This is a genomic window from Achromobacter deleyi (assembly GCF_013116765.2).
GTDB classification, from domain to species: domain Bacteria; phylum Pseudomonadota; class Gammaproteobacteria; order Burkholderiales; family Burkholderiaceae_B; genus Achromobacter; species Achromobacter deleyi_A.
Map to the genome: position 1 here is coordinate 3,589,460 of NZ_CP074375.1, position 21,735 is coordinate 3,611,194.

21 protein-coding genes and 2 tRNA genes are annotated in these 21,735 nt (G+C 67.1%); 13 read left to right on the plus strand and 10 right to left on the minus strand.

The window, feature by feature from the left end:
* Positions 1–65: 65 nt before the first annotated feature.
* The 11 genes from HLG70_RS16080 to HLG70_RS16130 all read left to right on the plus strand — a co-directional run bounded on the left by HLG70_RS16080 (position 66) and on the right by HLG70_RS16130 (position 11,337).
* Positions 66–1,202 (plus strand): NAD(P)/FAD-dependent oxidoreductase, encoded by a 1,137-nt coding sequence (locus HLG70_RS16080; RefSeq protein WP_171661968.1) that lies wholly within the window; start codon positions 66–68, stop codon positions 1,200–1,202.
* Between the two features lie 29 nt (positions 1,203–1,231).
* The gene (locus HLG70_RS16085; protein WP_171661967.1) at positions 1,232–1,606 is read left to right on the plus strand and encodes a RidA family protein; all 375 of its coding nucleotides are present in this window, start codon (positions 1,232–1,234) and stop codon (positions 1,604–1,606) included.
* 102 nt (positions 1,607–1,708) lie between these two features.
* Positions 1,709–3,154 (plus strand): M81 family metallopeptidase, encoded by a 1,446-nt coding sequence (locus HLG70_RS16090; protein ID WP_171661966.1) that lies wholly within the window; start codon positions 1,709–1,711, stop codon positions 3,152–3,154.
* Between the two features lie 54 nt (positions 3,155–3,208).
* On the plus strand, positions 3,209–4,780 hold the full coding sequence (locus HLG70_RS16095; RefSeq protein ID WP_171661965.1) for an ABC transporter substrate-binding protein: 1,572 nt from the start codon (positions 3,209–3,211) through the stop codon (positions 4,778–4,780).
* Positions 4,781–4,833: 53 nt separating this feature from the next.
* Positions 4,834–5,769, plus strand: coding sequence for an ABC transporter permease (locus HLG70_RS16100; protein ID WP_171661964.1), 936 nt, complete (start codon positions 4,834–4,836; stop codon positions 5,767–5,769).
* Positions 5,770–5,781: 12 nt separating this feature from the next.
* Positions 5,782–6,657 carry an ABC transporter permease gene (locus HLG70_RS16105; RefSeq protein ID WP_171661963.1) on the plus strand — a complete coding sequence of 292 codons (876 nt, stop codon included), beginning with the start codon at positions 5,782–5,784 and terminating at the stop codon, positions 6,655–6,657.
* Positions 6,658–6,665: 8 nt separating this feature from the next.
* Positions 6,666–7,673 carry an ABC transporter ATP-binding protein gene (locus HLG70_RS16110; protein ID WP_171661962.1) on the plus strand — a complete coding sequence of 336 codons (1,008 nt, stop codon included), beginning with the start codon at positions 6,666–6,668 and terminating at the stop codon, positions 7,671–7,673.
* Positions 7,674–7,681: 8 nt separating this feature from the next.
* Positions 7,682–8,686 carry an ABC transporter ATP-binding protein gene (locus tag HLG70_RS16115; RefSeq protein WP_284143593.1) on the plus strand — a complete coding sequence of 335 codons (1,005 nt, stop codon included), beginning with the start codon at positions 7,682–7,684 and terminating at the stop codon, positions 8,684–8,686.
* A 22-nt stretch (positions 8,687–8,708) separates the two neighbouring features.
* A complete protein-coding gene (locus HLG70_RS16120) occupies positions 8,709–10,163 on the plus strand; it encodes an N-acyl-D-amino-acid deacylase family protein (protein ID WP_171661961.1) in 1,455 nt (484 codons plus the stop codon).
* A 132-nt stretch (positions 10,164–10,295) separates the two neighbouring features.
* Positions 10,296–10,943 (plus strand): helix-turn-helix domain-containing protein, encoded by a 648-nt coding sequence (locus tag HLG70_RS16125; protein ID WP_234103105.1) that lies wholly within the window; start codon positions 10,296–10,298, stop codon positions 10,941–10,943.
* A gap of 214 nt (positions 10,944–11,157) precedes the next feature.
* Positions 11,158–11,337: a hypothetical protein gene (locus HLG70_RS16130; RefSeq protein WP_171661960.1), complete on the plus strand. Its 180-nt coding sequence runs from the start codon at positions 11,158–11,160 to the stop codon at positions 11,335–11,337.
* 152 nt (positions 11,338–11,489) lie between these two features.
* On the opposite strand, the gene HLG70_RS16135 is transcribed toward HLG70_RS16130, so the two are convergent.
* From HLG70_RS16135 to HLG70_RS16170, 8 genes are all read right to left on the minus strand, one after another.
* Positions 11,490–11,574: transfer RNA gene (locus HLG70_RS16135), tRNA-Leu, on the minus strand.
* A 135-nt stretch (positions 11,575–11,709) separates the two neighbouring features.
* The gene (locus tag HLG70_RS16140) at positions 11,710–12,699 is read right to left on the minus strand and encodes a Bug family tripartite tricarboxylate transporter substrate binding protein (RefSeq protein WP_171661959.1); all 990 of its coding nucleotides are present in this window, start codon (positions 12,697–12,699) and stop codon (positions 11,710–11,712) included.
* Positions 12,700–12,784: 85 nt separating this feature from the next.
* Positions 12,785–13,978, minus strand: a complete 1,194-nt coding sequence (locus HLG70_RS16145) for an alpha-hydroxy acid oxidase (protein ID WP_171661958.1) — start codon at positions 13,976–13,978, stop codon at positions 12,785–12,787.
* Positions 13,975–15,372, minus strand: a complete 1,398-nt coding sequence (gene hglS / locus HLG70_RS16150; protein WP_171661957.1) for a 2-oxoadipate dioxygenase/decarboxylase HglS — start codon at positions 15,370–15,372, stop codon at positions 13,975–13,977. The genes HLG70_RS16145 and hglS overlap by 4 nt, the downstream gene beginning before the upstream one ends.
* Positions 15,373–15,454: 82 nt before the next feature.
* A complete protein-coding gene (locus HLG70_RS16155) occupies positions 15,455–16,396 on the minus strand; it encodes a LysR substrate-binding domain-containing protein (RefSeq protein ID WP_171661956.1) in 942 nt (313 codons plus the stop codon).
* Between the two features lie 139 nt (positions 16,397–16,535).
* Positions 16,536–17,021, minus strand: a complete 486-nt coding sequence (gene secG, locus HLG70_RS16160) for a preprotein translocase subunit SecG (protein ID WP_171661955.1) — start codon at positions 17,019–17,021, stop codon at positions 16,536–16,538.
* 21 nt (positions 17,022–17,042) lie between these two features.
* The gene (gene tpiA, locus HLG70_RS16165; protein ID WP_171661954.1) at positions 17,043–17,789 is read right to left on the minus strand and encodes a triose-phosphate isomerase; all 747 of its coding nucleotides are present in this window, start codon (positions 17,787–17,789) and stop codon (positions 17,043–17,045) included.
* Positions 17,790–17,942: 153 nt separating this feature from the next.
* Positions 17,943–18,920 carry an NAD(P)H-quinone oxidoreductase gene (locus HLG70_RS16170; RefSeq protein ID WP_171661953.1) on the minus strand — a complete coding sequence of 326 codons (978 nt, stop codon included), beginning with the start codon at positions 18,918–18,920 and terminating at the stop codon, positions 17,943–17,945.
* 126 nt (positions 18,921–19,046) lie between these two features.
* Between HLG70_RS16170 and HLG70_RS16175 the strand changes: the two genes are divergently transcribed.
* Positions 19,047–19,134 (plus strand) — tRNA-Ser (locus HLG70_RS16175).
* Positions 19,135–19,334: 200 nt separating this feature from the next.
* Positions 19,335–19,772 (plus strand): universal stress protein, encoded by a 438-nt coding sequence (locus HLG70_RS16180; RefSeq protein ID WP_171661952.1) that lies wholly within the window; start codon positions 19,335–19,337, stop codon positions 19,770–19,772.
* Positions 19,773–19,805: 33 nt separating this feature from the next.
* Here the strand turns inward: HLG70_RS16180 and HLG70_RS16185 are convergent, their stop codons facing one another.
* Positions 19,806–20,738 carry a hydroxymethylglutaryl-CoA lyase gene (locus tag HLG70_RS16185; RefSeq protein WP_171661951.1) on the minus strand — a complete coding sequence of 311 codons (933 nt, stop codon included), beginning with the start codon at positions 20,736–20,738 and terminating at the stop codon, positions 19,806–19,808.
* Between the two features lie 27 nt (positions 20,739–20,765).
* Positions 20,766–21,725 (minus strand): Bug family tripartite tricarboxylate transporter substrate binding protein, encoded by a 960-nt coding sequence (locus HLG70_RS16190; protein WP_171661950.1) that lies wholly within the window; start codon positions 21,723–21,725, stop codon positions 20,766–20,768.
* Positions 21,726–21,735 lie beyond the last annotated feature (10 nt).

Below are 21,735 nucleotides of genomic sequence, written 5' to 3' on the forward strand. Positions count from 1 at the left end.
TTGGGCGTCAAAAAACTATCGTATTCGAGAATTATCAAATAATAGAATTCTCGCTTCCGACAAAAATGACTGCTGAACCCCTATACGATTTCGCCGTGGTCGGCGCCGGCATCGCCGGCGCATCCGTGGCTTACCGCCTGAGCGCCACGGCGTCCGTGGCAGTGCTGGAACGCGAGTCCCAACCGGGTTATCACTCCACCGGCCGCTCCGCGGCCATGTTCATGGAGACCTACGGCACAACGCAGATCAAGGCGCTTACCCGCGCCAGCCGCGCTTTCTATGAGCGCCCGCCGCAAGGCTTCAGCGAGCATCCCCTGCTCAGCCCCCGCGGCGTGCTGTATATCGCCACGCCGGAACAGAAGGACCTGCTGCACGAGGTTTTCGAAGACTTCCAGCGCCAGTCGCCCAACGTGACGCTGATCGACGCCGAGCAGGCCGTCGCGCGCGTGCCGTGCCTGCGCGGCGATCAGCTCTGCGGCGCGATCGAAGAGCCCGATGCGCGCGATATCGATGTGCATGCCCTGCACCAGGGATTCCTGCGCGGCATGAGCCGGCAAGGCGCGGTGCTGCACAACAACGCCGAACTGGTGACCGCCGTCTACGCGGACGAGGCCTGGGCCCTGACGCTGGCCGACGGCCGCGCCATCCGGGCCCGGGTGCTGGTCAACGCGGCCGGCGCGTGGGCGGATCACGCCGCGGCCCTGTGCGGCGCCGCTCCCATCGGCCTGCAGCCGTGCCGCCGCACGGCGTTCACTTTCTCCGGTCCGCAAGACACCGATTTTTCCCACTGGCCCGCCGTGGTCGGCGTGGACGAAAGCTATTACTTCAAGCCCGACGCCGGCCAGCTGCTGGGTTCGCCGGCCAACGCCGACCCGGTGGCCGCGCACGACGTCGTGCCTGAAGAGCTGGACGTCGCTACCGGCATCTACCGCATCGAATCCGCGACCTCGCTCACGATCCGCCGCCCGAAGCACACCTGGGCGGGCCTGCGCTCGTTCGTGCGCGACGGCGACTTCGTGGTGGGATGGGATGCCGGCGCCCCCGCCTTCTTCTGGCTGGCGGCGCAAGGCGGCTATGGCATCCAGACCGCCGCGGCCACGTCCGAACTGGCGGCCGCGCTGCTGACCCGTCAGCCTCTGCCCGACCACCTGCACGCGCACGGCGTCAACGCCGAAGCCGTGCGTCCCGAGCGCTTGCGCTGATCCTTATTCCTGACCAACGAGACCCCGCCATGACCGCCATCACCCGTTACCCCAGTTCCCTGCCCCTGCCGTTTTCGCGCGCCACCCAGGCGGGCGGCTTTCTCTTTCTGTCGGGGCAGATTCCGATGGATGCCGACGGGCAAGTGGTGCGCGGCGATATCACCGCCCAGACCCATGCCGCCATCGAGCGCATCAAGGACACGCTGGCCCTGACGGGCGCAAGCCTGAAGGACGTCGTGCGTGTCACGGTATGGCTGTCGGACCTGACCCTGTTCGCCCAGTTCAACGAGGCCTATCGCAGCCACTTCGCCACGGACTTTCCGTCGCGCTCGACCGTCGAGGCCAAGCTGGCCATGGACGTCGACGTGGAGATCGAAGTTCAAGCCTGGCTCGGCGCCGTCTGATTGCATGACACCGCCAGGCCCGGCGCCTGGCGAGGCGACACCCCAACGCGCGCGCCAAGATGCCCGCGCCCTCAGTCTCTCTTTTTGCGCGGAGCGTCATCCATGAAAATCTTCTCCGGGTCCCTGGCGACCGAAACGAACACCTTTTCTCCCATCCCGACCGGCCTGTCCGCCTACCGGGCCCGCGGCTATTACCCCGCAGGCCAGCATCCTGACCGCATGCAGATGTTCTCGGGGCCGCTGTGGGCCGCGCGCCAGCGCGCCGTGGGCAAGAACTGGACGCTCATCGAAGGCATGACGGCTGGCGCGACGCCGGCGGGCATCACCACCCGCCACGCCTACGAGACCTTGCGCGACGAGCTGCTTGAAGACCTGCGCCGCGCGGGCAAGGTGGATATCGCGTTGTTCGGCCTGCATGGCGCCATGGTGGCCGACGGCTACGACGACTGCGAGGGCGACCTGCTGCGCCGGGCCCGCGAGATCGTCGGCCCCGACACTGTCATCGGCGCCGAGCTGGATCCGCACTGCCATTTGACGGACGCCATGGTGGACAGCGCCGACTTCCTGGTCTGTTTCAAGGAATACCCCCACACCGACATCCTCGACCGCGCCTACGATCTGGTGGACCTGTGCGTGGCCCGCGCCGAGGGCCGCACCAAGCCCGCGCGCGCGGTCTACGACTGCCAGATGATCTCCATCATGCACACCAGCCGCGAACCCATGCGCAGCTTCGTGGACCGCCTGATGGCCATGGAAGGAAAGGAAGGCGTGCTGTCCGTGTCCATCGCGCACGGCTTCCCCTGGGGCGACACGCCGGACATGGGTTCCAAGGTATTGGTCTATACCGACGGCGACCAGCGCCAGGCCGACGCGCTGGCGCGCGCGCTGGGCGAAGAGATCATCGGCTTTCGCGACCAGCTCGCGCCGCCCTACCCCGGCGCCGACGAGGCGCTGGACCAGGCCTTGGCACAGAAGGAGTTCCCCGTGGTGCTGGCGGACTCCGCCGACAACGCGGGCGGCGGCGCGCCCAGCGACGCCACCTTCATCCTGGAACGCGTGCTGGCGCGCGGCATCACCGACGTCGCCACCGGCCCCTTCTGGGATCCGGTGGCGGTGCAGCTCTGCTTTGAAGCGGGCGCAGGCGCGCGGATCAAGCTGCGCGTGGGCGGCAAGGTCGCGCCCGTCTCCGGCCAGCCGCTGGACCTGGACTGCGAAATCCTCGCGCTCCAGCGCGACGCCGTCATGACGGGACTGGCCGGCACGCCCGCGCTGCTGGGCGACGTCGCCGTCGTGCGCACCCGCGGCGTGACCATCGTCATGACCACGTCGCGCACCCAGGCCATGGACACCGACCTGTTCACGCAGTTCGGCGTGGACCTGCAGGCGATGAAGCTCATCATCGTCAAGTCGTCCCAGCACTTCTACGCCTCGTACTCGAAGGTGGGCCGCCACGTCATCTATGTCGAGACGCCTGGCGCCATCACGCAGGACGTCAACGCGCTGCCTTTCACCAAGCGCAAATTGCCCAAATGGCCGTTCAAGGCCTGAGGCGCCATCCATTGCCGCCCTTGCCGGGCATACAGAATCAATAAGGGGATAACAATGATCAGACGTTTCAGTTTGCTGGGAGCCGCCGCGCTGCTGGCCATGACCGCCGCCACTGGCGCGCTCGCCCAGTCCAAGACCCTGCGCCTGGTGCCGCACGCGGACCTGAAGACGCTGGACCCGCTGTTCAACACGGCCTACATCACGCGCAACCATGGGTACATGGTGTTCGACACCTTGTTCTCGCAGAACAGCGCGGGGCAGGTCAAGCCCCAGATGGTCGACACCTGGACCTCGTCCGAAGACGGCAAGAACTGGACCTTCACCCTGCGCCCCGGCCTGAAGTTCAACGACGGCACCCCGGTCACGGCCGAGGACTGCATCGCATCGCTGCAGCGCTGGGCAAAGAAGGACACGCTGGGCCAGGCCATGATGGCGGCCGGCGCCGAATTCACCGCCACGGGCGACAACAGCTTCACGCTGACGCTCAAGGAGCCCTTCGGCCTGGTGCTGGACGCCTTGTCCAAGCCGTCCGGCATGCCACCGTTCATCATGCCCAAGCGCCTGGCCCTGACCGACCCGAACACGCAGGTCACCGAGATGGTCGGCTCGGGCCCGTTCCTGTTCAAGCGCGATGAATGGGTGCCTGGCAACAAGGTCGTCTACGTGAAGAACCCGGCCTACGTGCCGCGCGCCGAACCGGCCGACGGCCTGGCCGGCGGCAAGAACGTGAAGGTGGACCGCGTGGAGTGGGTGTACATCCCCGACGGCAACACCGCCACCGCCGCGCTGATGAACGGCGAAGTCGACATGATCGAACAGCTCACGCCCGACTTCCTGCCCGTCGTGGAGAACAACCCGGACATCACCCTGAGCACCTCGGTCGCCACGCAGGGCATGGTTATCGTCAATTCTCTGCATCCGCCGTTCAACAATCCGCTGGCCCGCCAGGCGCTCTACCACCTGGTGAGCCAGAAGGAAATGCTGTCGGCCATGGGCTACCCCGAGAAGTACCGCGTCGACTATTGCGCCACCATGTTCATCTGCGGCTCGCCGCTGGCGACCGACGCGGGCGCCGCGCCCTACGCCAAGCCCGATCCGGCGCGCGCCAAGCAGTTGCTGCAGGAAGCCGGCTACAAGGGCGAAAAGGTGGTGCTGCTGTATCCCACCGACCACCTGAGCGCGCCCGCCGTGATGGTGCTGGCCCAGAACATGAAGAAGGCCGGCATCAAGGTGGACGTGCAGTCGATGGACTGGGCATCGCTGGCCGGCCGCCGGCTGAAGAAGGACGCACCCGAACAGGGCGGCTGGAACATCTTCCTGACCTGGGGCGGCTACTACGACGCCAGCACGCCGGTGACCAACCCCTGGATGTCCGCCGCCTGCGGCAACAGCCTGCCGGGCTGGCCCTGCGACAAGGAACTGGACACGCTGCGCACCAGCTGGATCCGCGAGACCGACCCCGCCAAGCGCAAGGATATCGCCGCGCAGATGCAGGCGCGCGCCTACCAGACCGTGCCCTACGTCATGTGGGGTGAATTCAAGCCCGTCTTCGCAGTGCGTGGCCTCAAGCACACCGAGCTGGTCAAGACCGGCATCCCGGTGATGTGGAACATCGAGAAACCGTAAGGCAGACGCCGGGCGCCTTGCGCGCCCGGCCGCAAGCCAGGGGGAAATCCAGCGTGAAATACATCCTGCGCCGCATCGCGGCCGTCATTCCAGTCATGGCCGTCGTGGCGGTCGTGGTGTTCCTGTTGATACACCTGTCGCCGGGCGATCCGGCCGCGGTGATCGCGGGCGACAACGCCACCGCCGACGATGTCGAGAAAATCCGGCAGAACCTGGGGCTGGACAAGCCGCTGCCCCAGCAGTTCGCTATCTGGGTCATCCACATCGCCGTCGGCGACCTGGGAACCTCGATGTCCACGCAGATGCCCGTCTCCCAGCTGATCGGCCAGCGCATGGGACCGACGCTGTCGATCGCCATCTTCACGATGCTGTTCGCCGTCCTGGTGGCGGTGCCCCTGGGCGTGCTGGCCGCCTGGAACGCCGGCCGCTGGCTGGACAGGCTGGTGATGATAGGCGCGGTCTGTGCGTTCTCGGTGCCGGTGTTCCTGATCGGCTACTGCCTGGTCTACGGCTTTTCCATCAAGCTGGGCTGGCTGCCGGTGCAGGGCTACAAGCCGATGGCGGAAGGCCTTGTGCCCTACCTGCGCCACCTGGTGCTGCCCTGCCTGTCGCTGGGCCTGGTGTACATGGCGCTGCTGACCCGCATGACGCGCGCCACCATGCTGGAGGCCCTGTCCGAGGACTACATCCGCACCGCGCGCGCCAAGGGCCTGTCGGCGGGGCCCATCGTGTGGCATGCGCTGAAGAACGCCGCCAACCCCATCGTCACCACCATAGGCGTGGGCGTGGCCCTGCTGATCGGCGGCGTGGTGGTCACGGAAACCGTGTTCGCGATTCCCGGCCTGGGCCGCCTGACCATCGACGCCGTGCTGCGCCACGACTACCCCGTGATCCAGGGCGTGCTGCTGGTGGCCTCCGGCATCTACGTGCTGATCAACCTGCTGGTCGACCTGAGCTACCGGCTCTTCGATCCCCGCATCCGCTACTGAGAAGGGCAACGCATGACCACGACCACCCTGCCGCTTCCCGTACAGCGCCCGCGCCTGCGCCGCGCCGTCAGATCCCTGCGCCGCCATCCCATGCTGTATGTGGGCGGGGCCATCCTGCTGGTGCTGGCGGCGATCGCGCTGGCCGCCCCCTGGCTAGCCACCGTCGACCCGCAGGACATCAACCCGATGGCGCGCATGAAGCCGCCGTCGTCCGAACACTTCTTCGGCACCGACGCCCTCGGCCGCGACGTTTATTCGCGCACGATCTGGGGCGCACGCGTGTCGCTGCTGGTCGGCATCGTGGTGGCGATCGTCGCCACCGTGGCCGGCGTGGTGCTGGGCATGCTGGCCGGCTACTTCCGGCGGGTCGACGCGTTCATCATGCGCATCATGGATGGCCTGATGGCCATTCCGGGCGTGCTGCTGGCGATCGCCCTCATGGCCACGCTGAAAGGCGGCCTGGGCACCGTGATCGTCGCCATCGTCATCCCCGAGGTGCCGCGCGTGGTCCGACTGGTGCGCGCGCTGGTGCTGACGATCCGTGAACAACCCTATATCGAGGCGGCCGTATCGGTGGGCACGCGCGTGCCGGCCATCCTGCTGCGCCATATCCTGCCCAATCTGTTCGCGCCCCTCATGGTGCAAGCCACCTTCATCGCCGCGTCGGCCATCCTGACCGAAGCCGTGCTGAGCTTCCTGGGCGTGGGCATTCCGCCGCAAATCCCGAGCTGGGGCAACATCATGGCCGAAGGCCGCAACTTCGTCGCCGTGGCGTTCCACATCATCCTGTATCCCGGCCTGTTCCTGGGCGTGGCCGTGCTGGCCGTCAACCTGGTGGGCGACGGACTGCGCGACATGCTCGATCCGCGTCTGGCCAAAAAGCTGTAGGAGCGCACATGCAACCCAATCCTGTCTTGCGCGTGCACGACCTGACCACCTGTTTCGACGGAGACGACACTACCGTCGTGGCCGTCGACAAGCTGTCGTTCGACCTGTTGCCCGGCGAAACCCTGGGCCTGGTCGGCGAATCCGGCTGCGGCAAGAGCGTCACGTCCCTGTCCATCATGCGCCTGCTGCGCGCCCCGGGGCGCGTCGCCGGCGGCAGCATCGAGTTCGACGGGCGCGACCTGCTGGCCCTGCCCGAGAAAGCCATGCGCGCGATCCGCGGCAACCAGATCTCCATGATCTTCCAGGAGCCCATGACCTCCTTGAACCCCGTGATCACGGTGGGCAAGCAGATCAGCGAATCGCTCATGCTGCACCAGGGCCTGTCGCGCCGCGACGCCCTGAAGCAGGCCGAGGCGCTGCTCGACCTGGTGCAGATCTCCGACCCGGCGCGCCGCGTGCGCGAGTATCCCTATCAGCTCTCGGGCGGCATGCGCCAGCGCGCCATGATCGCCATGGCGCTGGCGTGCCAGCCCAAGGTGCTGATCGCCGACGAGCCCACCACCGCGCTGGACGTCACCATCCAGGCGCAGATCCTGCACCTGCTGCGCGATATTCAGGCCCGGCTGGGCACGGCCATCGTGCTGATCACGCACGACCTGGGCGTGGTCGCGCAGATGTGCCAGCGCGTCATCGTGATGTACGCGGGCCGCAAGGTCGAGGAAGGCAGCGTGGACGATGTGCTGGACCGGCCGCAGCATCCCTACACCCAGGCACTGATCCGCTCGCTGCCCGACTTTGTCGACGGCCAGGACCACACGGCGCGGCTGGCCGAGCTGCCCGGCATCGTGCCGGTGATGACGCCCGAATCGCGCGGCTGCGCCTTCGCCGCGCGCTGCCCGCAGGCGCTGCCGCGCTGCGCGGATGAGTCGCCGCCCGCCATCGACGCCGGCAGCCGCCATCGCGTCTGGTGCTGGGCCCGCCAGGCCGAACCGGCGCCCACCGCCATGACCGCGTGAGACCCGCCATGAACCTTCACGACATTCCCCTTTCGTCCGCGGCGCCCGCGTCCGCCTCCGTCGCCGTGCCCATGCTGGAAGTCATCGGCCTCAAAAAACACTTTCCCGTGGACAACGGACGCGGCGCGAAAGTGCTGCGCGCGGTCGACGGCATTTCCCTGTCCGTTCCGCGCGGCCAGACCCTGAGCCTGGTGGGCGAATCCGGCTGTGGCAAATCCACCACCGGCAAATGCCTGATCCGCCTTACCGACCCCACCGAAGGGCGCATCCTGCTCGAAGGCGAGGACCTGGCGAAGATGAACAGCAGCCAGCTGCGCGCCATGCGCCGGCGCATGCAATTCATCTTCCAGGATCCGTTTTCCTCCATGAACCCGCGCATGCGGGTACGCGACATCATCGGCGAGCCGCTGCGCAACTTCGGCCATGACCGCGCCGCCATCCGCGAACGCGTGGCCCAGCTGCTGGCGCGCGTCAGCCTGCGCCCCGACGCCGCCGACCGCTACCCCCACGAGTTCTCCGGCGGGCAGCGCCAGCGCATCGTGATCGCGCGCGCCCTGGCGCTGGATCCCGGCCTGATCGTCTGCGACGAGCCGGTGTCGGCGCTGGACGTCTCGGTCCAGGCGCAGGTCATCAACCTGCTGATGGACCTGCAGCGCGACCTGGGCCTGACCTATGTGTTCATCTCCCACGACCTGAGCGTGGTGCGTCATATCAGCCACCGCGTGGCCGTGATGTACCTGGGCAAGATCGTGGAGACCGGCACCCGCGACGCCATCTTCGACCGTCCGGCGCACCCCTACACCCGCGCATTGCTGGCCGCCGTGCCGTCGGCGCGCCAGGGCGAGCGCACACCGGTCGAAGTGCTGAAAGGCGAAATCCCCAGCCCGCTGTCGCCCCCGTCGGGCTGCGCGTTCCGCACCCGCTGCCCGATGGCGCAGCCGCGCTGCGCCGAAGAAACCCCTCTGCCCCGCCAGGTCGCCCCCGAACAGCAGGTTGCCTGCCACTTTGCCTGACACCCATTTGCCGGAGATACGCATGTCCCAGCCTGACGACACCCCGTTTGACTACATTCTTGCCGGCGGCACCGTCATCGACGGAACCAATACGCCCGGCCAGCGCGCCGACGTGGGCGTGCGCGGCGACCGGATCGCCGCCGTGGGCGACCTCGCCGCCAGCGCTGCCCGCCGCCGGATCGACGTGGCGGGCAAGGTCGTGGCGCCCGGCTTCATCGACTCGCACACGCACGACGACAACTACCTGCTCAAGCACCGCCACATGACACCCAAGATTTCACAGGGCGTCACCACCGTGGTCACCGGCAACTGTGGCATCAGCCTGGCGCCGCTGGCCCACGCCAGCCCGCCCGCCCCGCTGGACCTGCTGGACGAAGGCGGCTCCTACCGCTTTGAGCGCTTCTCCGACTACCTGGACGCGCTGCGCGCCACGCCCGCCGCCGTCAACGCCGCCTGCATGGTGGGCCACTCCACCCTGCGCGCCGCCGTCATGCCCGATCTGCAGCGGGAGGCCACCCCCGACGAAGTGCGGGCCATGCAATCGCTGGCCGACGACGCCCTGGCCAGCGGCGCCATCGGCATCTCGACCGGCACCTTCTACCCGCCCGCCGCCCGCGCCACCACCGAAGAGATCATCGAAGTCTGCCGGCCGCTCAACACCCACGGCGGCATCTACGCCACGCACATGCGCGACGAAGGCGAGCACATCGTGCAGGCGCTGGAAGAGACCTTCCGCATCGGCCGCGAACTGGACGTGCCGGTAGTCATCTCGCACCACAAGGTGATGGGCCAGCCCAACTTCGGACGGTCCGCGGAAACCCTGCCCCTGATCGAAGCCGCCATGGCGAAGCAGGACGTCTCGCTGGACGCCTACCCCTACGTGGCGGGCTCCACCATGCTCAAGCAGGACCGCGTCCTGCTTGCCGGCCGCACAATCATCACCTGGTGCAAGCCCTACCCCGAACTGAGCGGACGCGATCTGGACGAAGTCGCCGCCGAACGCGGCAAATCCAAGTACGACGTGGTGCAGGAGCTGCAGCCCGCGGGCGCGATCTACTTCATGATGGACGAGCCCGACGTCCAGCGCATCCTGAAGTTCGGCCCCACCATGATCGGGTCCGACGGCCTGCCCCATGACGAACGCCCCCATCCCCGCCTGTGGGGCACCTTCCCCCGCGTGCTGGGCCACTACTCGCGCGACCTGGGCCTCTTCCCCCTGGAGACCGCCGTCTGGAAGATGACGGGCCTGACCGCCGCCAAGTTCGGCCTGGCCGAACGCGGCCAGGTCCAGCCCGGCTACTACGCCGACCTGGTGGTCTTCGACCCCGCCACCGTCGCCGACGCCGCCACCTTCGAACGCCCCACGGAACGCGCCGCCGGCATCCACTCGGTGTACGTCAACGGCGCCCCCGTCTGGGAGGACCAGGCGTTCACCGGCCAGCACGCCGGCCGGGTCCTGAACCGGAGCGCCGCATGAGTTCCCGCCGGTTCCATCCGGCGGCCGCCAGCCGCCCCCGAGCCCGGCATCCCGCCTGAACCGGCCCACCCTTTACAATCCGGCGTAGACGCGGCGGGGCTTGCGGGCCCTGCCCCAGCCCTCAACCCCTTGATGCCAGACCGCTACATGGCCCAACCCGGCAATACATCCCCGCCCGAAATCGTGGGCAAGGAAGAAATGGGCGCTCGCCTGCGCGCCGAGCGCAAGGCCAGAAAGATGACATTGCAGGCGCTATCCCAGGCCAGCGGCATCGCAGTCTCGACGCTATCGAAGGCCGAGCTCGGGCAGATCGCCCTGAGCTACGAAAAGTTCGCCGCGCTGGCGCGCGCGCTGGACATCGACATGACCCGCATGTTCATGCTGCGGGACGCCTCCCAGGCCGCCGTCGCCCCCACCTTCGTCAAGAACAAGCTGAGCGACGCGCGCGACTACATCACGGAGAACTATCACTACCGTCTGCTGATGGGCGAATACCCCGGCAAGAAGATGCTGCCGATGGTCGCCCTGATCGATTCGCGCAAGGTGGTGGAGTTCGAAGACTACATCCGGCACCCGGGCCAGGAATTCGTGGTGGTGCTGTCGGGCAAGGTCCGCATCCAGTTCGAAAACGGCGACAGCGTCGTGCTCGACCGGCTGGAGTCCGCGTACTTCGACAGCAGCATCGGACATGTGTATTTGTCGCTGAGCCGGAAACCGGCGGAAGTCCTGGCGGTGTGCAGCGATATGGAGGATGTGCCTTCGAGGTTGAAGGCGGGTTGAACAGGACTCCCCAACGGCCCCGCGGCCGGCAGGGGATGGCTGGCATATGGCTGTCACATACGCCAGCGATACTGGCGACGAGCCACCGAGGAACCCGGTCTGAACCGGGCAAGCCCTGGATATTCATATGAATGATGATTCGTTGGCCCGCGCCTCAAGCCGGCTTACGATTCCTGGCATCTACTGGGCCTGAAGCCCGCAGGAATGCTCCGACATGCAACGCTTGATCTCCCCCATTCTGACCCGCCGCCCGACGCTGCTGGCCGGCCCGCGCAGCGGCCGCCGCTACGATGCGGTCTTTTCACTGAGAGCCCACCGTGAAGCGCGCATGCTCCATGAATCGGCTCAGCGCATCCTTGCCGTTTCCGCGCGCTACATGTTGGCAAGCGCGTAATCCGGCGCCTGGCACGCATCCGCCGCCTGGCGGATTCCGCGATCAAGCGACAGGCTGAAAAGCCGTGTCAGGTCATGGTATTCGGGGTCGAACCCATGGCAAAAAGCCCGCTGAAACTTGAAAGTTTCAGCGGGCTTTTTACGAGGAATTCTTGGTGCCGACGGCGAGACTCGAACTCGCACAGCTTTCGCCACTACCCCCTCAAGATAGCGTGTCTACCAATTTCACCACGTCGGCTTTACCAAACCAGAAAAGCATGCCTTCCTGGAAAGTCGAGCATTCTATCACGTAAATCGGAAACCAGGGAGTCTGTCCCGATTTCACCGTGGGCGGGCCGGGCACTGCGCGCCCGGCTCCCCAAGGTTTGCCAGATCAGTTGATCTGCAGGTTCGTCGCCTTGACGACTTCGCCCCACTTGCGGATTTCGCTTTCCATAAAGGCCTTGAATGCCTGCGGCGTGTTGGGCGGCGGGGGCATCAGGAAGCCGTTGCTCTGGTAGCTGGCGGCCAGGGCGGCGTCATGGGTCAGCGCCTTGTTGATGGCCGCGTTCACCTTCTGCACGATTTCCGGCGGGGTGCCGGCCGGGGCGAACACGCCGAACCAGGCAGCCACGTCGAAGCCCGCCACGCCGGATTCGGCGATGGTCGGGATTTCCGGCGCGAATGGCACGCGGCTGCCGGTGGTGACGGCAAGGCCCGTCAGCTTGCCGGCGCGGACGTGCGGCAGCAGCGGCGGCAGGTTGTCGAAAATGGAATCCACCTGTCCGCCCAGCAGGTCGGCCACGGCCGGGCCGCTGCCGCGATAAGGCACATGCAGGATGTCGATGCCCGTCTTCATCTTGAACAGTTCGCAGCCCAGGTGGGCGGACGATCCGTTGCCAGGCGATGCGCAGGTCAGCTTGCCGGGGTTCTGCTTGGCGTAGGCGATGTACTCCTGCACCGTCTTGACCGGCACGCTGGCATTGACGGCCAGGATATTGGGCACCACGTTCAACAGCGCGACGGCATCCAGGTCCTTGAGCGCGTCATACGACATCTTGGAGTACAGCGACTGGTTGATCGCGGTGGAAATCGATCCCACGAACAAGGTGTAGCCGTCGGCCGGGGCACGGGCCACGGCTTCCGCCCCGATGTTGCTGTTGGCGCCGGGCTTGTTCTCCACCACGAAGGTCTGGCCGAATTCCTTGCCCAGCACGTCCGCGATCATGCGGGCGCTGATGTCGGTGGTGCCGCCAGGGGCATAGCCCACCACCAGCCGGACCGGCTTGGTGGGATAGGCGCCTGCCTGGGCCTGGACGGCCCCGGATGCGACGCAGGCGAGCACTGCGGCGACGCCAGCCAGCTTGGAATAGATTTTTCTCATGTTTCCTCCTTTTGAGAACGGATGGGCGCGACTGGACGTGCGCGCCGTTTTTTGTTGTTGTCCGGGCCTTGGGGCCCGGCGGGGCTCACGCCGCTGCCTGCTGGTCCCAGGCGCCTGTCACGCGCACCGGCGCGATCAGGTCGGGCGTGACGTCTGCAAGAGTGCGACAGCCCAGCAAGGCCATGTTGGTCGAGATCTCGTTGCGGAATATCTCGGTGACTTTGCGGATGCCGGCGCTGCCGGCCACCGCGGCGCCAAAGAGCTGCGGCCTGCCGGTGAAGACCAGGCGCGCGCCCAGGGCCACCGCCTTGAGCACGTCGGAACCGCGCCGAAAGCCTCCGTCCACCATCACGGGAAAGCCGGCCGGCACGGCCGCCACGACCTCGGGCAAGGCCTGCAGGGGGGAAATGCAGCCGTCGAGCTGGCGCCCGCCGTGGTTCGACACGATCACGCCGTCGGCGCCGGCCTCGTACGCCTGCCGCGCGTCGTCGGGATGCATCACGCCCTTGAGCACCAGCTTGCCCGGCCAGTTCTCGCGGATCCAGCGGATGTGCTCCCATGACAGCTTGTCGCGTTCGCCGCGAAAGCCATTGGGCGGATCCTGGGTGATCGGCGGACCGATCTCCTCGTACAGATTCGAAAACCGGGGCACTCCGCTGCCCAGCAGCGTGCGCATGAAGACATTCAGGCTCCAGCGCGGATGCAGCATGCCGTCCAGCACCACGCTGGCGCTCATCTTGAACGGCACGGTGAATGCCAGCCGTTGCAGGTTCTCGCGGTTGGCGCCCACGCAGGTGTCGATGGTCACGACCAGCACCGGGATCTGGGCCTGGCGCAGCCGGGCCATCAATTTGGCGATGCGCTCGATGTTGCCGGGCAGATAGGCCTGATACCAGCAGCGATTGCCGGTGGCCTCTTGCAGGCGTTCGAGCGGCACGCTGGAGGCGCCGCTGATGATGAAGGGAATCCGCGACTCCTGGGCGGCGCGCGCCAGCGCCAGGTCGCACTCGTGCATGACGATCGCCGAGAATCCGGTGGGAGCGAAGCCCACCGGCATGGCGTAGTCCTGGCCGAACAGGCTGACCTGGCTGCTGCGCTGCTCGACCACGCGCAGGCCGCGCGGGCGAAAACCGATATCGCGCAAGGCGCGGACGCTTTCGTCGAGCGACGCGCCGTCTTCCGTGCCGCCGCAGATGTAGCCTTCGACGCAGCGCGGCATGATGCGCCGCGCCTCGCGTTCGAAGTCCCGCACCGACAGGCAGCGGTCCAGGCGGCTCATGCGGCCACCGGCGAACCGGCTTGCTCGCGCAGCGCCTGCATGCAGGCGGCCAGCGAACGCGCCTGGGTGTCTTCGTACAGCGCCAGCTCGTCCTTCACGGGCGCGCCCAGGGCCTGTTCAAAGGCGGTCTGGCTGGCATTCTGCGCATACTCGGCCTGCGCCTTGTCGCCCAGGTTGGACTGGAAGATGCCTGCGGCGCTGACCGGGAGGAAGTCCTCGTACACCAGCGGCTCGAACTGGATGTAGCCCTGCTCGATGAGCGACGACAGGTCCGAGGCGTCGGCGGCGCCTTCCTTGCCGGTCAGGAAATAGCGGAAGTACGCCAGCCCCTGGCCGTGCAGTTGCGCGTAGTCGTCCGGGAAGGCGGCAAAGCACTCCTGCAGGTTCTGCATGTAGGCGGCGGCATTGCCTTCGTTGGGCGCGCCACTGATGCGGCTGCGCGCCAGGTCCAGCAACTGGTCGTAGAGCGCGCGGCCCTTGCGGGTCAGCGCCACGCCGCGCTGCTCGATCTCGCCGAAGCGCGCCGTGTGGCTGCCCACCGAGGAGCCGCCATCGGGACCGGCGAAGCGCACGGGCTCCTCCAGCGCCTTGAAGCTGGTCTGGCGCAGCAGGATCGGGCACTTGCGGGGCGGCGGGCCTTCGATCACGGCCTTGGCCGATACGCCGCGCCTGGGCATCTCGGCCTGGGCTTCGTCGATATCCAGCGTGCGCGGCGTCAAATGGTTGATGTGCGGGCCCTTGAAGGCCACCACGTCGGCGATCAGGCGATGCAGGCCGTGCAGTTCGCGGTAGTCGTCCAGGCTGACGGTGGACTCGCTATGCCAGCGGAAGGTGTGCAGCGCTTCGGCGACGAATTCCTGCGCATCGGCATCGTTCAGTCCGCCCTGCGCTTCAAAACAGGCGGTCAGTTCCAGCACGCGGTCCGTGAAGATCCGGCGCGCCGCCAGGATGCGGGCGGCCTTCTCGCGCACGGCCACGTCATCGATCAGCTCCAGCCGCAGCAGCGACGTGAAGACGCGGAACGGGCTGGCCTGCAGCGCGGTCTCGTGAGTGGCGCGAAATGCCGTCGAATGGACGGGAACGCCGGCGGGCGACAGATCGTAGTAGCCCACCGGCTGCATGCCCATCACGGCGAATACGCGCCGCATGTTGGCCAGTTCTTCCGGGGTGCCCACGCGGATCGCGCCGTGGCGTTCGATGTCCAGGCGCTCGATCTCGCCCGTGCGCGCCAGCTGCGCCGCCAGTTCCGGCTGTTCGGCCATCGTCTTGGCGTTCACCTGGGCGACCAGGTCCAACAAGGTGTCGTACAGCGGCACTTCCAGCTTGTACATGTCGGACATGGCGCGGGAAAACCAGGCGCGGATTTGATCGGGATTGACGAAACTCTGACTCATGGCGGGCTCGGCGCATCGGTAAACAGGGATGGCCCGCATGAAATCATGCCCGGCAGGGGGCAATCAAATGAAAAAAATCGGCCTAATCAGTCGGTTTTTTCATGGACGGCGCCCGCCGGGCGTTACGGGCGCCCTGCTGCCCGGCCTCTTGTTCGACCCAGGCGACGAATTGCTTGATCTTGGGGACCTCGGCCGAATGTTCCGAGTAGGCGACGAAGTACGCGCCGTCGCTGGGCTGCACATAATCCCAGGGGATGACCAGCTTGCCGGCCTGCAACTCCTCTTCGGCAAGCAGGCGGGGCGTCAGCGCAATGCCGCAGCCCCCTTCGGCCGCGCGCACGCACATGTAGAACGTATCGAAACGGGGGCCGTGGTAGCTGCGGTCGGACTGGAATTGCTGCCGCGAAAAATAGTCATGCCAGGCCTCCGGACGGGAAGCGCACTGGATAAGCGCCTGTTCGCCCAATTCCGCCAGGCTGGCCACCTTGTCGCCGGACAGAAAGCCGGGCGCGCACACGGGCACCACGTCGGCCTCGAACAGCTCGCGGCATTGGGCGCCGGGCAAGGTGCCATGGCCGAAGAAGAACGAGATGTCGATCTTGGCCTGCATCAGGTCGAACGGGCGGGTCTCGCTGCGCACCTTCACCTGGATGTCCGGATGCGCCGCCATGAAGCGCTGCAGGCGGGGGATCAGCCAGCGCGCGCCGAACGTGGGCTGGGTGCCGATGGTCAGGACCTGGGTCTCGCTGCCGTAGGTCAGGATGTAGCGCGAGGACATGTCCACCTGGTTCAGGATCGCCCTGACCTCGGACTGGTAGAGCGCCCCCGCCGGTGTCAATTGCAGGCGGCGTCGCACGCGCAGGAACAGCGGATTGCGCAGCAACGCCTCGAGTTGCGCGATCTGCTTGCTGATCGCGCTCTGGGTCATGTGCAGTTCCTCGGCCGCGCGCGTAAAGCTCATGTGCCGCGCCACCGCTTCGAAGCACTGGAGCGCCATCATCGACGGCATCAAACGCTTTTCCATGGAGCTCCCCTTGAAAGTGCCCCCAAGCCGCACACGCTACGCGTGTTTGCCGCCCCGCGGAGGGGCGCTGTTGCCTGGAGGCGGGTCCGGCGGCAAAAAAAAAGGCCGGCATGCGCCGGCCTCTTTTCTTGCTGCCACTTTACTTTGCCGGAGCGGCGGGCGTTTCAGCCGGCTTTTCGGCAGCCGGCGCTGCGGGCGCGGCCGGAGCCGACGGCACCGACGCGTCGGGCTTGGCGGCGGGAGCGGGAGCCGCGCCGGGAACCGACGAGGCGCCAGGCACCGACGAGGCGCCGGGAGCGGCGGGCACGGAGCCCGGCGCTTGCGGGACCGAGCGGTCGGCCGGGAAGCTTTGCATCACGCCCGAATCAACGGCCGGGCCGCTGGTGCCCTTGTGGCTGACATAAGCCAGGCCGGCGGTGGACGCGAAGAAGACGACGGCGGCCCACTTCGTGGCGCGCGACAGGAAGTTGGCCGCACCGGTGGCACCGAACAGGCTGCCGGACGAGCCGCTACCGAAAGCGGAGCCCATGTCGGCGCCTTTGCCCTGCTGAAGCAGGACCAGGACGATGATAGCCAGCGCCGAGATCACTTGGACGGCCAGCAAAATTTTGAGCATCAAGGGCATTACAGACTCCGGAACGGAAACTTAGATGGCGGCAATTCGCAAAAATTCTTCGGCCACGAGCGACGCGCCGCCGACCAGGGCTCCGTCGATATCAGTCATGGCGAACAAACTGGAGGCGTTGGCAGCTTTTACGCTGCCGCCGTACAACACTTGCACCTGCGCGGCGCCGAGCGCGCGCAGGGCGGCGCGGATGGCGCCGTGGACTTCTTGCGCCTGCTCCGGGCTGGCGGTGCGGCCGGTGCCGATGGCCCAGACGGGTTCATAGGCCAGGACCATGCGCGACACGGCGTCGGCGCCCAGGGCCAGCACGGGCTTCAATTGGCGCTCGATGACGGCCAGCGTGTTGCCGGCTTCGCGGTCCGCCAGGGACTCGCCCACGCAGACCACGGGGGTCAGGCCGGCGGCCAGCGCGGCCTGGGCCTTGGCGGCCACGGCTTCGTCGGTTTCACCGTGCAGCACGCGGCGCTCGGAGTGGCCGGCCAGCGCCCAGCGGCAGCCGAATTCCTTCAGCATGGCGCCCGACACTTCACCGGTGTAGGCGCCCTTGTCGTGCGCGCTGACGTCTTGCGCGCCCCAGGACACGCTGCTGCCGGTCAGGGCCGACGCGGCTTGCGCCAGGTAGGGAAACGGAACACAGATGCCGATTTCGCAGTGGCCCGCAGCATCCGCGGCACGCAGCTCGGTCAGCAACGCGGCGTTTTCGGCCAGGTTGCCGTGCATCTTCCAGTTGCCCAGCACGAGGCGGGCGCGGTTTTCGACTGAAGTCATGGCGAATTTGTCTGAAGTGGGTGAGCCAGGGTAGCGAGCCCCTATATAGGGGCCTGATGCAGCAACCGCCCACAGGCCTGCCTGGAAAAAATTCCAGGCGAAACCCGAGATTGTATCCTGTTGCGCGGCGCTACGCCGAACGCCGCGCGTTTCTTACATTGTCAGGATGATTTTGCCGATGTTTTCACCGCCTTCCATCATGGCGTGCGCCTTGGAGGCCTCGGCCAGCGGGAAGGTGGCATGCACGATAGGCTTGATGGCCCCTTTTTCCAGCAGGGGCCAGGCCTGTTCGCGCAGGGCGCGTGCGATGGCGCCCTTGAAGGCGACCGGGCGGGGACGCAGGGTCGAGCCCGTGATGGTCAGGCGGCGGCGCATGACCTGGGACGTATCCACATTGGCGTGCGAGCCGCCCAGCTGGGCGATGATGACGATGCGCCCGTCGTCGGCCAGGCACTGCATGTCGCGGGCGATGTAGTCGCCGGCCACCATGTCCAGGATCACGTCCACGCCGCGTCCGCCGGTGGCGTCCAGGACTTCCTTCACGAAGTCCTGGGTCTTGTAGTTGATGCCCTTGTCGGCGCCCAGCGCTTCGACGGCGCGTGCGCGGTCGTCGCTGCCGACCGTTGCATAGACCTTGTGGCCCATGGCGCGGGCCAGCTGGATGGCCGTGGTGCCGATGCCGCTGGCGCCGCCGTGCACCAGCAGGGCCTCGCCTTCGGACAGGCGGCCGCGGTCGAACACGTTGCTCCAGACGGTGAAGTAGGTTTCCGGCAGGCCGGCTGCTTCGATGTCGGACAGGCCCTTCGGGATGGGCAGGCATTGCGCGACGGGCGCGACGCAGTATTCGGCATAGCCGCCGCCAGCCACCAGCGCGCAGACCTTGTCGCCCACGGCAAAGCCACTGCCGGCAACATCGCCGCCGACGATCTCGCCGGCGACTTCCAGGCCCGGCAGGTCGGATGCGCCGCGCGGCGGGGCGTAGTTGCCCTTGCGCTGAAACACGTCGGGGCGGTTGATGCCCGCGGCGCTCACTTTGATCAGAACTTCACCGGCGCCGGGTTCGGGCGTGGGACGCTCCACGGGGACCAGAACATCGGGGCCACCGGGGCGGGAGATTTCAACAGCGTGCATCGCGTGCCTCCTTTGCAGCAAATGGATTATTATTGCGCCCTTTACGGCATATCGCGGTTTCGTTCAGGCAGAATGTTTGCCAGGCGGCCGGATTGTCCGGCCCAGGCAATACCTAAGCAATACCCCGGAAGCGTGGCAGAGTGGTCGATTGCACCGGTCTTGAAAACCGGCAACGGGCAACCGTTCGTGAGTTCGAATCTCACCGCTTCCGCCAGATACCGGCATGGCCATCGTTCATATCCGGCGCCATGCCGCGCGACGGCGTCCGGCCCGCCGCGCAAGCCTTGCCCTCCCCGCCTTGCCCTCCCCGTTTGGCCGACGTCCCCTCCTGGCGTAGTATGGGATCAGCTGTTCACGCTCCTTGGAGCGGCGGCCGCTGTCCGCGCCGCCCTCCCCACCCCTCAGGAGGTTGTCATGTACAAGCACATCCTTATCCCCATCGACGGATCCAGCCTGGCCAATACCGGCCTGGAACAGGGCCTGGGCCTGGCCCGCGACCTGGGCGCCAGCGTCACCGTGGTGACGGCCTATGGCACCTTCCACATGCCGTCCATGGAAACCGTGCAGTTGGAGGGGGTGCGCAAGACCTATGAACACCAGGCCAGGGAACTGGCCCGATCCTATCTGGCTGAAGCGGAACTCCGCGCCAAGGCGCTTGGCGTGCCCTGCACCACCGAGATGCGGGAAAGCGACACGCCCTACCAGATGATCATCGACATCGCGATGACGCAAGGCTGCGACCTGATCGCCATGTCCTCGCACGGACGCAGCGGCATGGCCGCCCTGCTGCTGGGCAGCCAGACGCAAAAAGTGCTGGCGCATTCCACGGTGCCGGTGCTGGTGTACCGCTGACGGCAAGTCCCGGGCGGGCGGCGCCGCGGCCCGTCAGCCGGCGACGCCGGCGCCCGCATGAAAAGTCTTGGGAATCCCCGCGGCGGCGACGCCGCTGCGCAGGTGTTCCTGCGGCAGGGATTGCGCCAGCAAGGCGCGCGCGCCGAGCAACCGGGGCAGATCGACGCCCGTCCGGTAACCCATGCTCTCCAGCATGAACACCAGGTCTTCGGTGACGATGTTGCCCGACGCGCCCGGCGCGAACGGGCAGCCGCCCAGGCCGCCCAGACAGGAATCAAAGGCGCGGATGCCTTCGTCCAGCCCCGCCAAGGCATTGGCCAGGCCCAGCCCCATCGTGTCGTGCAGGTGCAGCTTGGTCAGTTGCGCGCCCACCGCATCCTGCGTGGCGCGCACCGCCTCGCGCACCAGCGCCGGGTGGGCATAGCCCACGGTGTCGGCCAGCGCGATTTCGTCCACGCCAGTGCGCGCCACCGCCGCGGCCACCAAGGCCACGCGCCGCACGGGAACCTCGCCTTCCATCGAACAACCGAATGCCGTGGCCACCGCGGCGTCGATCCGCATGGGCCGCGGCTGCGTCCGCACCCAGTCGACGATGGACGCCATCATCTCCACCTGCGCGTCGGTGCCCTTGCCGACATTGGCGTGGCTGTGCGTGTCGCTGACCGAGATCGGGAACGACAGCACGTGCGCGCCCGCCTCATAGGCGGCGATGGCCCCCTTCAGGTTGCAGGCCAGCGCGCAGACGGTCAGGCCGTCGATCGTCAGGACCTCGGGCAGGATGGAGCCGGTGTCGGCCATCTGCGGCACCAGCCTGGGCGAGACGAAGCTGCCCACCTCGATCTCGCGCAAGCCCGCGTCGGCAAGCTGCCGTATCCAGCGCAGCTTGTCGGCGGCGGACATCATGCCCTTGGCCATTTGCAGCCCGTCGCGCGGCCCCACTTCGCAAAGCCTGACTTCCTGGTTCATATGCTGTCCTGTCGCCCGTACCCGGCCTTATTGCTGGATTACGATGCCAGCGCTCTTGATGGTCTGGCGTGCCTTGCCGATGTCCGACTCGATCAGCGCGGCAAATTGTTCGCTGGACACCGGGTCGGTTTCCAGCCCCTGGGCCGCCAGCGCCTCTTGCACATCCTTGCGCGCCAGCAGCTTGTTGAAATCGGTGTTCAGGCGCGAGACGATGGCGGCCGGCGTCTTGGCCGGGGCCAGCACGCCGTAGTAGGTCACCACGCTGAAGTCCTTGTATCCCAGCTCGGCCACGGTGGGCACGTCCGGCAGCGCGGGGTTGCGCTTGGGCGAGGTCACGGCCAGGGCGCGCACCTTGCCTGATTTGATGAGGGTTGCCGCCGAAGAGATCGACGAACCGGCGAATTGCAGATGCCCGCCCATCAGGTCCGCCAGGGCCGGCGCCGATCCCTTGTAGGGCACGTGCTGCATCTTGAAGCCGGCCTCGTGCTGCAGCATCTCCATGGCGATATGCACACCGCCGCCGGTGCCGGACGTGCCGTAGGAGATCTTGTTGGGTTCCTTCTTGGCGGCCTCGATCACTTCGGGCAGCGTCTTGTACGGCGACGCCTCGGCCACCAGCAGCACCATGGGCGTGGTCGCCACCAGCGCCACCGGCGCCAGGTCCTTGACCGGGTCGTACGCCACCTTCATCAAAAGCGGAATCAAGGTGACGTTATCGGACTGGCCGATCACCAGGTCATAGCCCTGCGCGGGCGAGCGCGCCGCCTCGGCCAGGCCCAGCGCCGTGCCCGCGCCGGGCTTGTTCTCCGGCACGACGGCCCAGCCGTTCAGTTCATGCAGCTTGTTGCTCATCAGGCGGCCGATGTAATCGGTGCCGCCGCCCGGCGTGGACGGGATGATGATGCGGATGGGCTTGTTGGGGTAGTCCTGCGCGTGCGCCGTGCAGGCGATGGCCAATGCGGCCAGCGCGACTAGTTTGCGAATCATCGGGTTGTCT

Coding starts and splice junctions, on each gene's coding strand:
- HLG70_RS16155 (WP_171661956.1), bottom strand. CDS start 16,396: ATGGAAAAGCGTTTGATGCCGTCGATGATGGCGCTCCAGTGCTTCGAA.
- HLG70_RS16080 (WP_171661968.1), top strand. CDS start 66: ATGACTGCTGAACCCCTATACGATTTCGCCGTGGTCGGCGCCGGCATC.
- HLG70_RS16185 (WP_171661951.1), bottom strand. CDS start 20,738: ATGAACCAGGAAGTCAGGCTTTGCGAAGTGGGGCCGCGCGACGGGCTG.
- HLG70_RS16180 (WP_171661952.1), top strand. CDS start 19,335: ATGTACAAGCACATCCTTATCCCCATCGACGGATCCAGCCTGGCCAAT.
- HLG70_RS16125 (WP_234103105.1), top strand. CDS start 10,296: ATGCCAGACCGCTACATGGCCCAACCCGGCAATACATCCCCGCCCGAA.
- hglS (WP_171661957.1), bottom strand. CDS start 15,372: ATGAGTCAGAGTTTCGTCAATCCCGATCAAATCCGCGCCTGGTTTTCC.
- HLG70_RS16105 (WP_171661963.1), top strand. CDS start 5,782: ATGACCACGACCACCCTGCCGCTTCCCGTACAGCGCCCGCGCCTGCGC.
- HLG70_RS16090 (WP_171661966.1), top strand. CDS start 1,709: ATGAAAATCTTCTCCGGGTCCCTGGCGACCGAAACGAACACCTTTTCT.
- HLG70_RS16170 (WP_171661953.1), bottom strand. CDS start 18,920: ATGCACGCTGTTGAAATCTCCCGCCCCGGTGGCCCCGATGTTCTGGTC.
- secG (WP_171661955.1), bottom strand. CDS start 17,021: ATGCCCTTGATGCTCAAAATTTTGCTGGCCGTCCAAGTGATCTCGGCG.
- tpiA (WP_171661954.1), bottom strand. CDS start 17,789: ATGACTTCAGTCGAAAACCGCGCCCGCCTCGTGCTGGGCAACTGGAAG.
- HLG70_RS16130 (WP_171661960.1), top strand. CDS start 11,158: ATGCAACGCTTGATCTCCCCCATTCTGACCCGCCGCCCGACGCTGCTG.
- HLG70_RS16110 (WP_171661962.1), top strand. CDS start 6,666: ATGCAACCCAATCCTGTCTTGCGCGTGCACGACCTGACCACCTGTTTC.
- HLG70_RS16145 (WP_171661958.1), bottom strand. CDS start 13,978: ATGAGCCGCCTGGACCGCTGCCTGTCGGTGCGGGACTTCGAACGCGAG.
- HLG70_RS16085 (WP_171661967.1), top strand. CDS start 1,232: ATGACCGCCATCACCCGTTACCCCAGTTCCCTGCCCCTGCCGTTTTCG.
- HLG70_RS16115 (WP_284143593.1), top strand. CDS start 7,682: ATGAACCTTCACGACATTCCCCTTTCGTCCGCGGCGCCCGCGTCCGCC.
- HLG70_RS16140 (WP_171661959.1), bottom strand. CDS start 12,699: ATGAGAAAAATCTATTCCAAGCTGGCTGGCGTCGCCGCAGTGCTCGCC.
- HLG70_RS16190 (WP_171661950.1), bottom strand. CDS start 21,725: ATGATTCGCAAACTAGTCGCGCTGGCCGCATTGGCCATCGCCTGCACG.
- HLG70_RS16095 (WP_171661965.1), top strand. CDS start 3,209: ATGATCAGACGTTTCAGTTTGCTGGGAGCCGCCGCGCTGCTGGCCATG.
- HLG70_RS16120 (WP_171661961.1), top strand. CDS start 8,709: ATGTCCCAGCCTGACGACACCCCGTTTGACTACATTCTTGCCGGCGGC.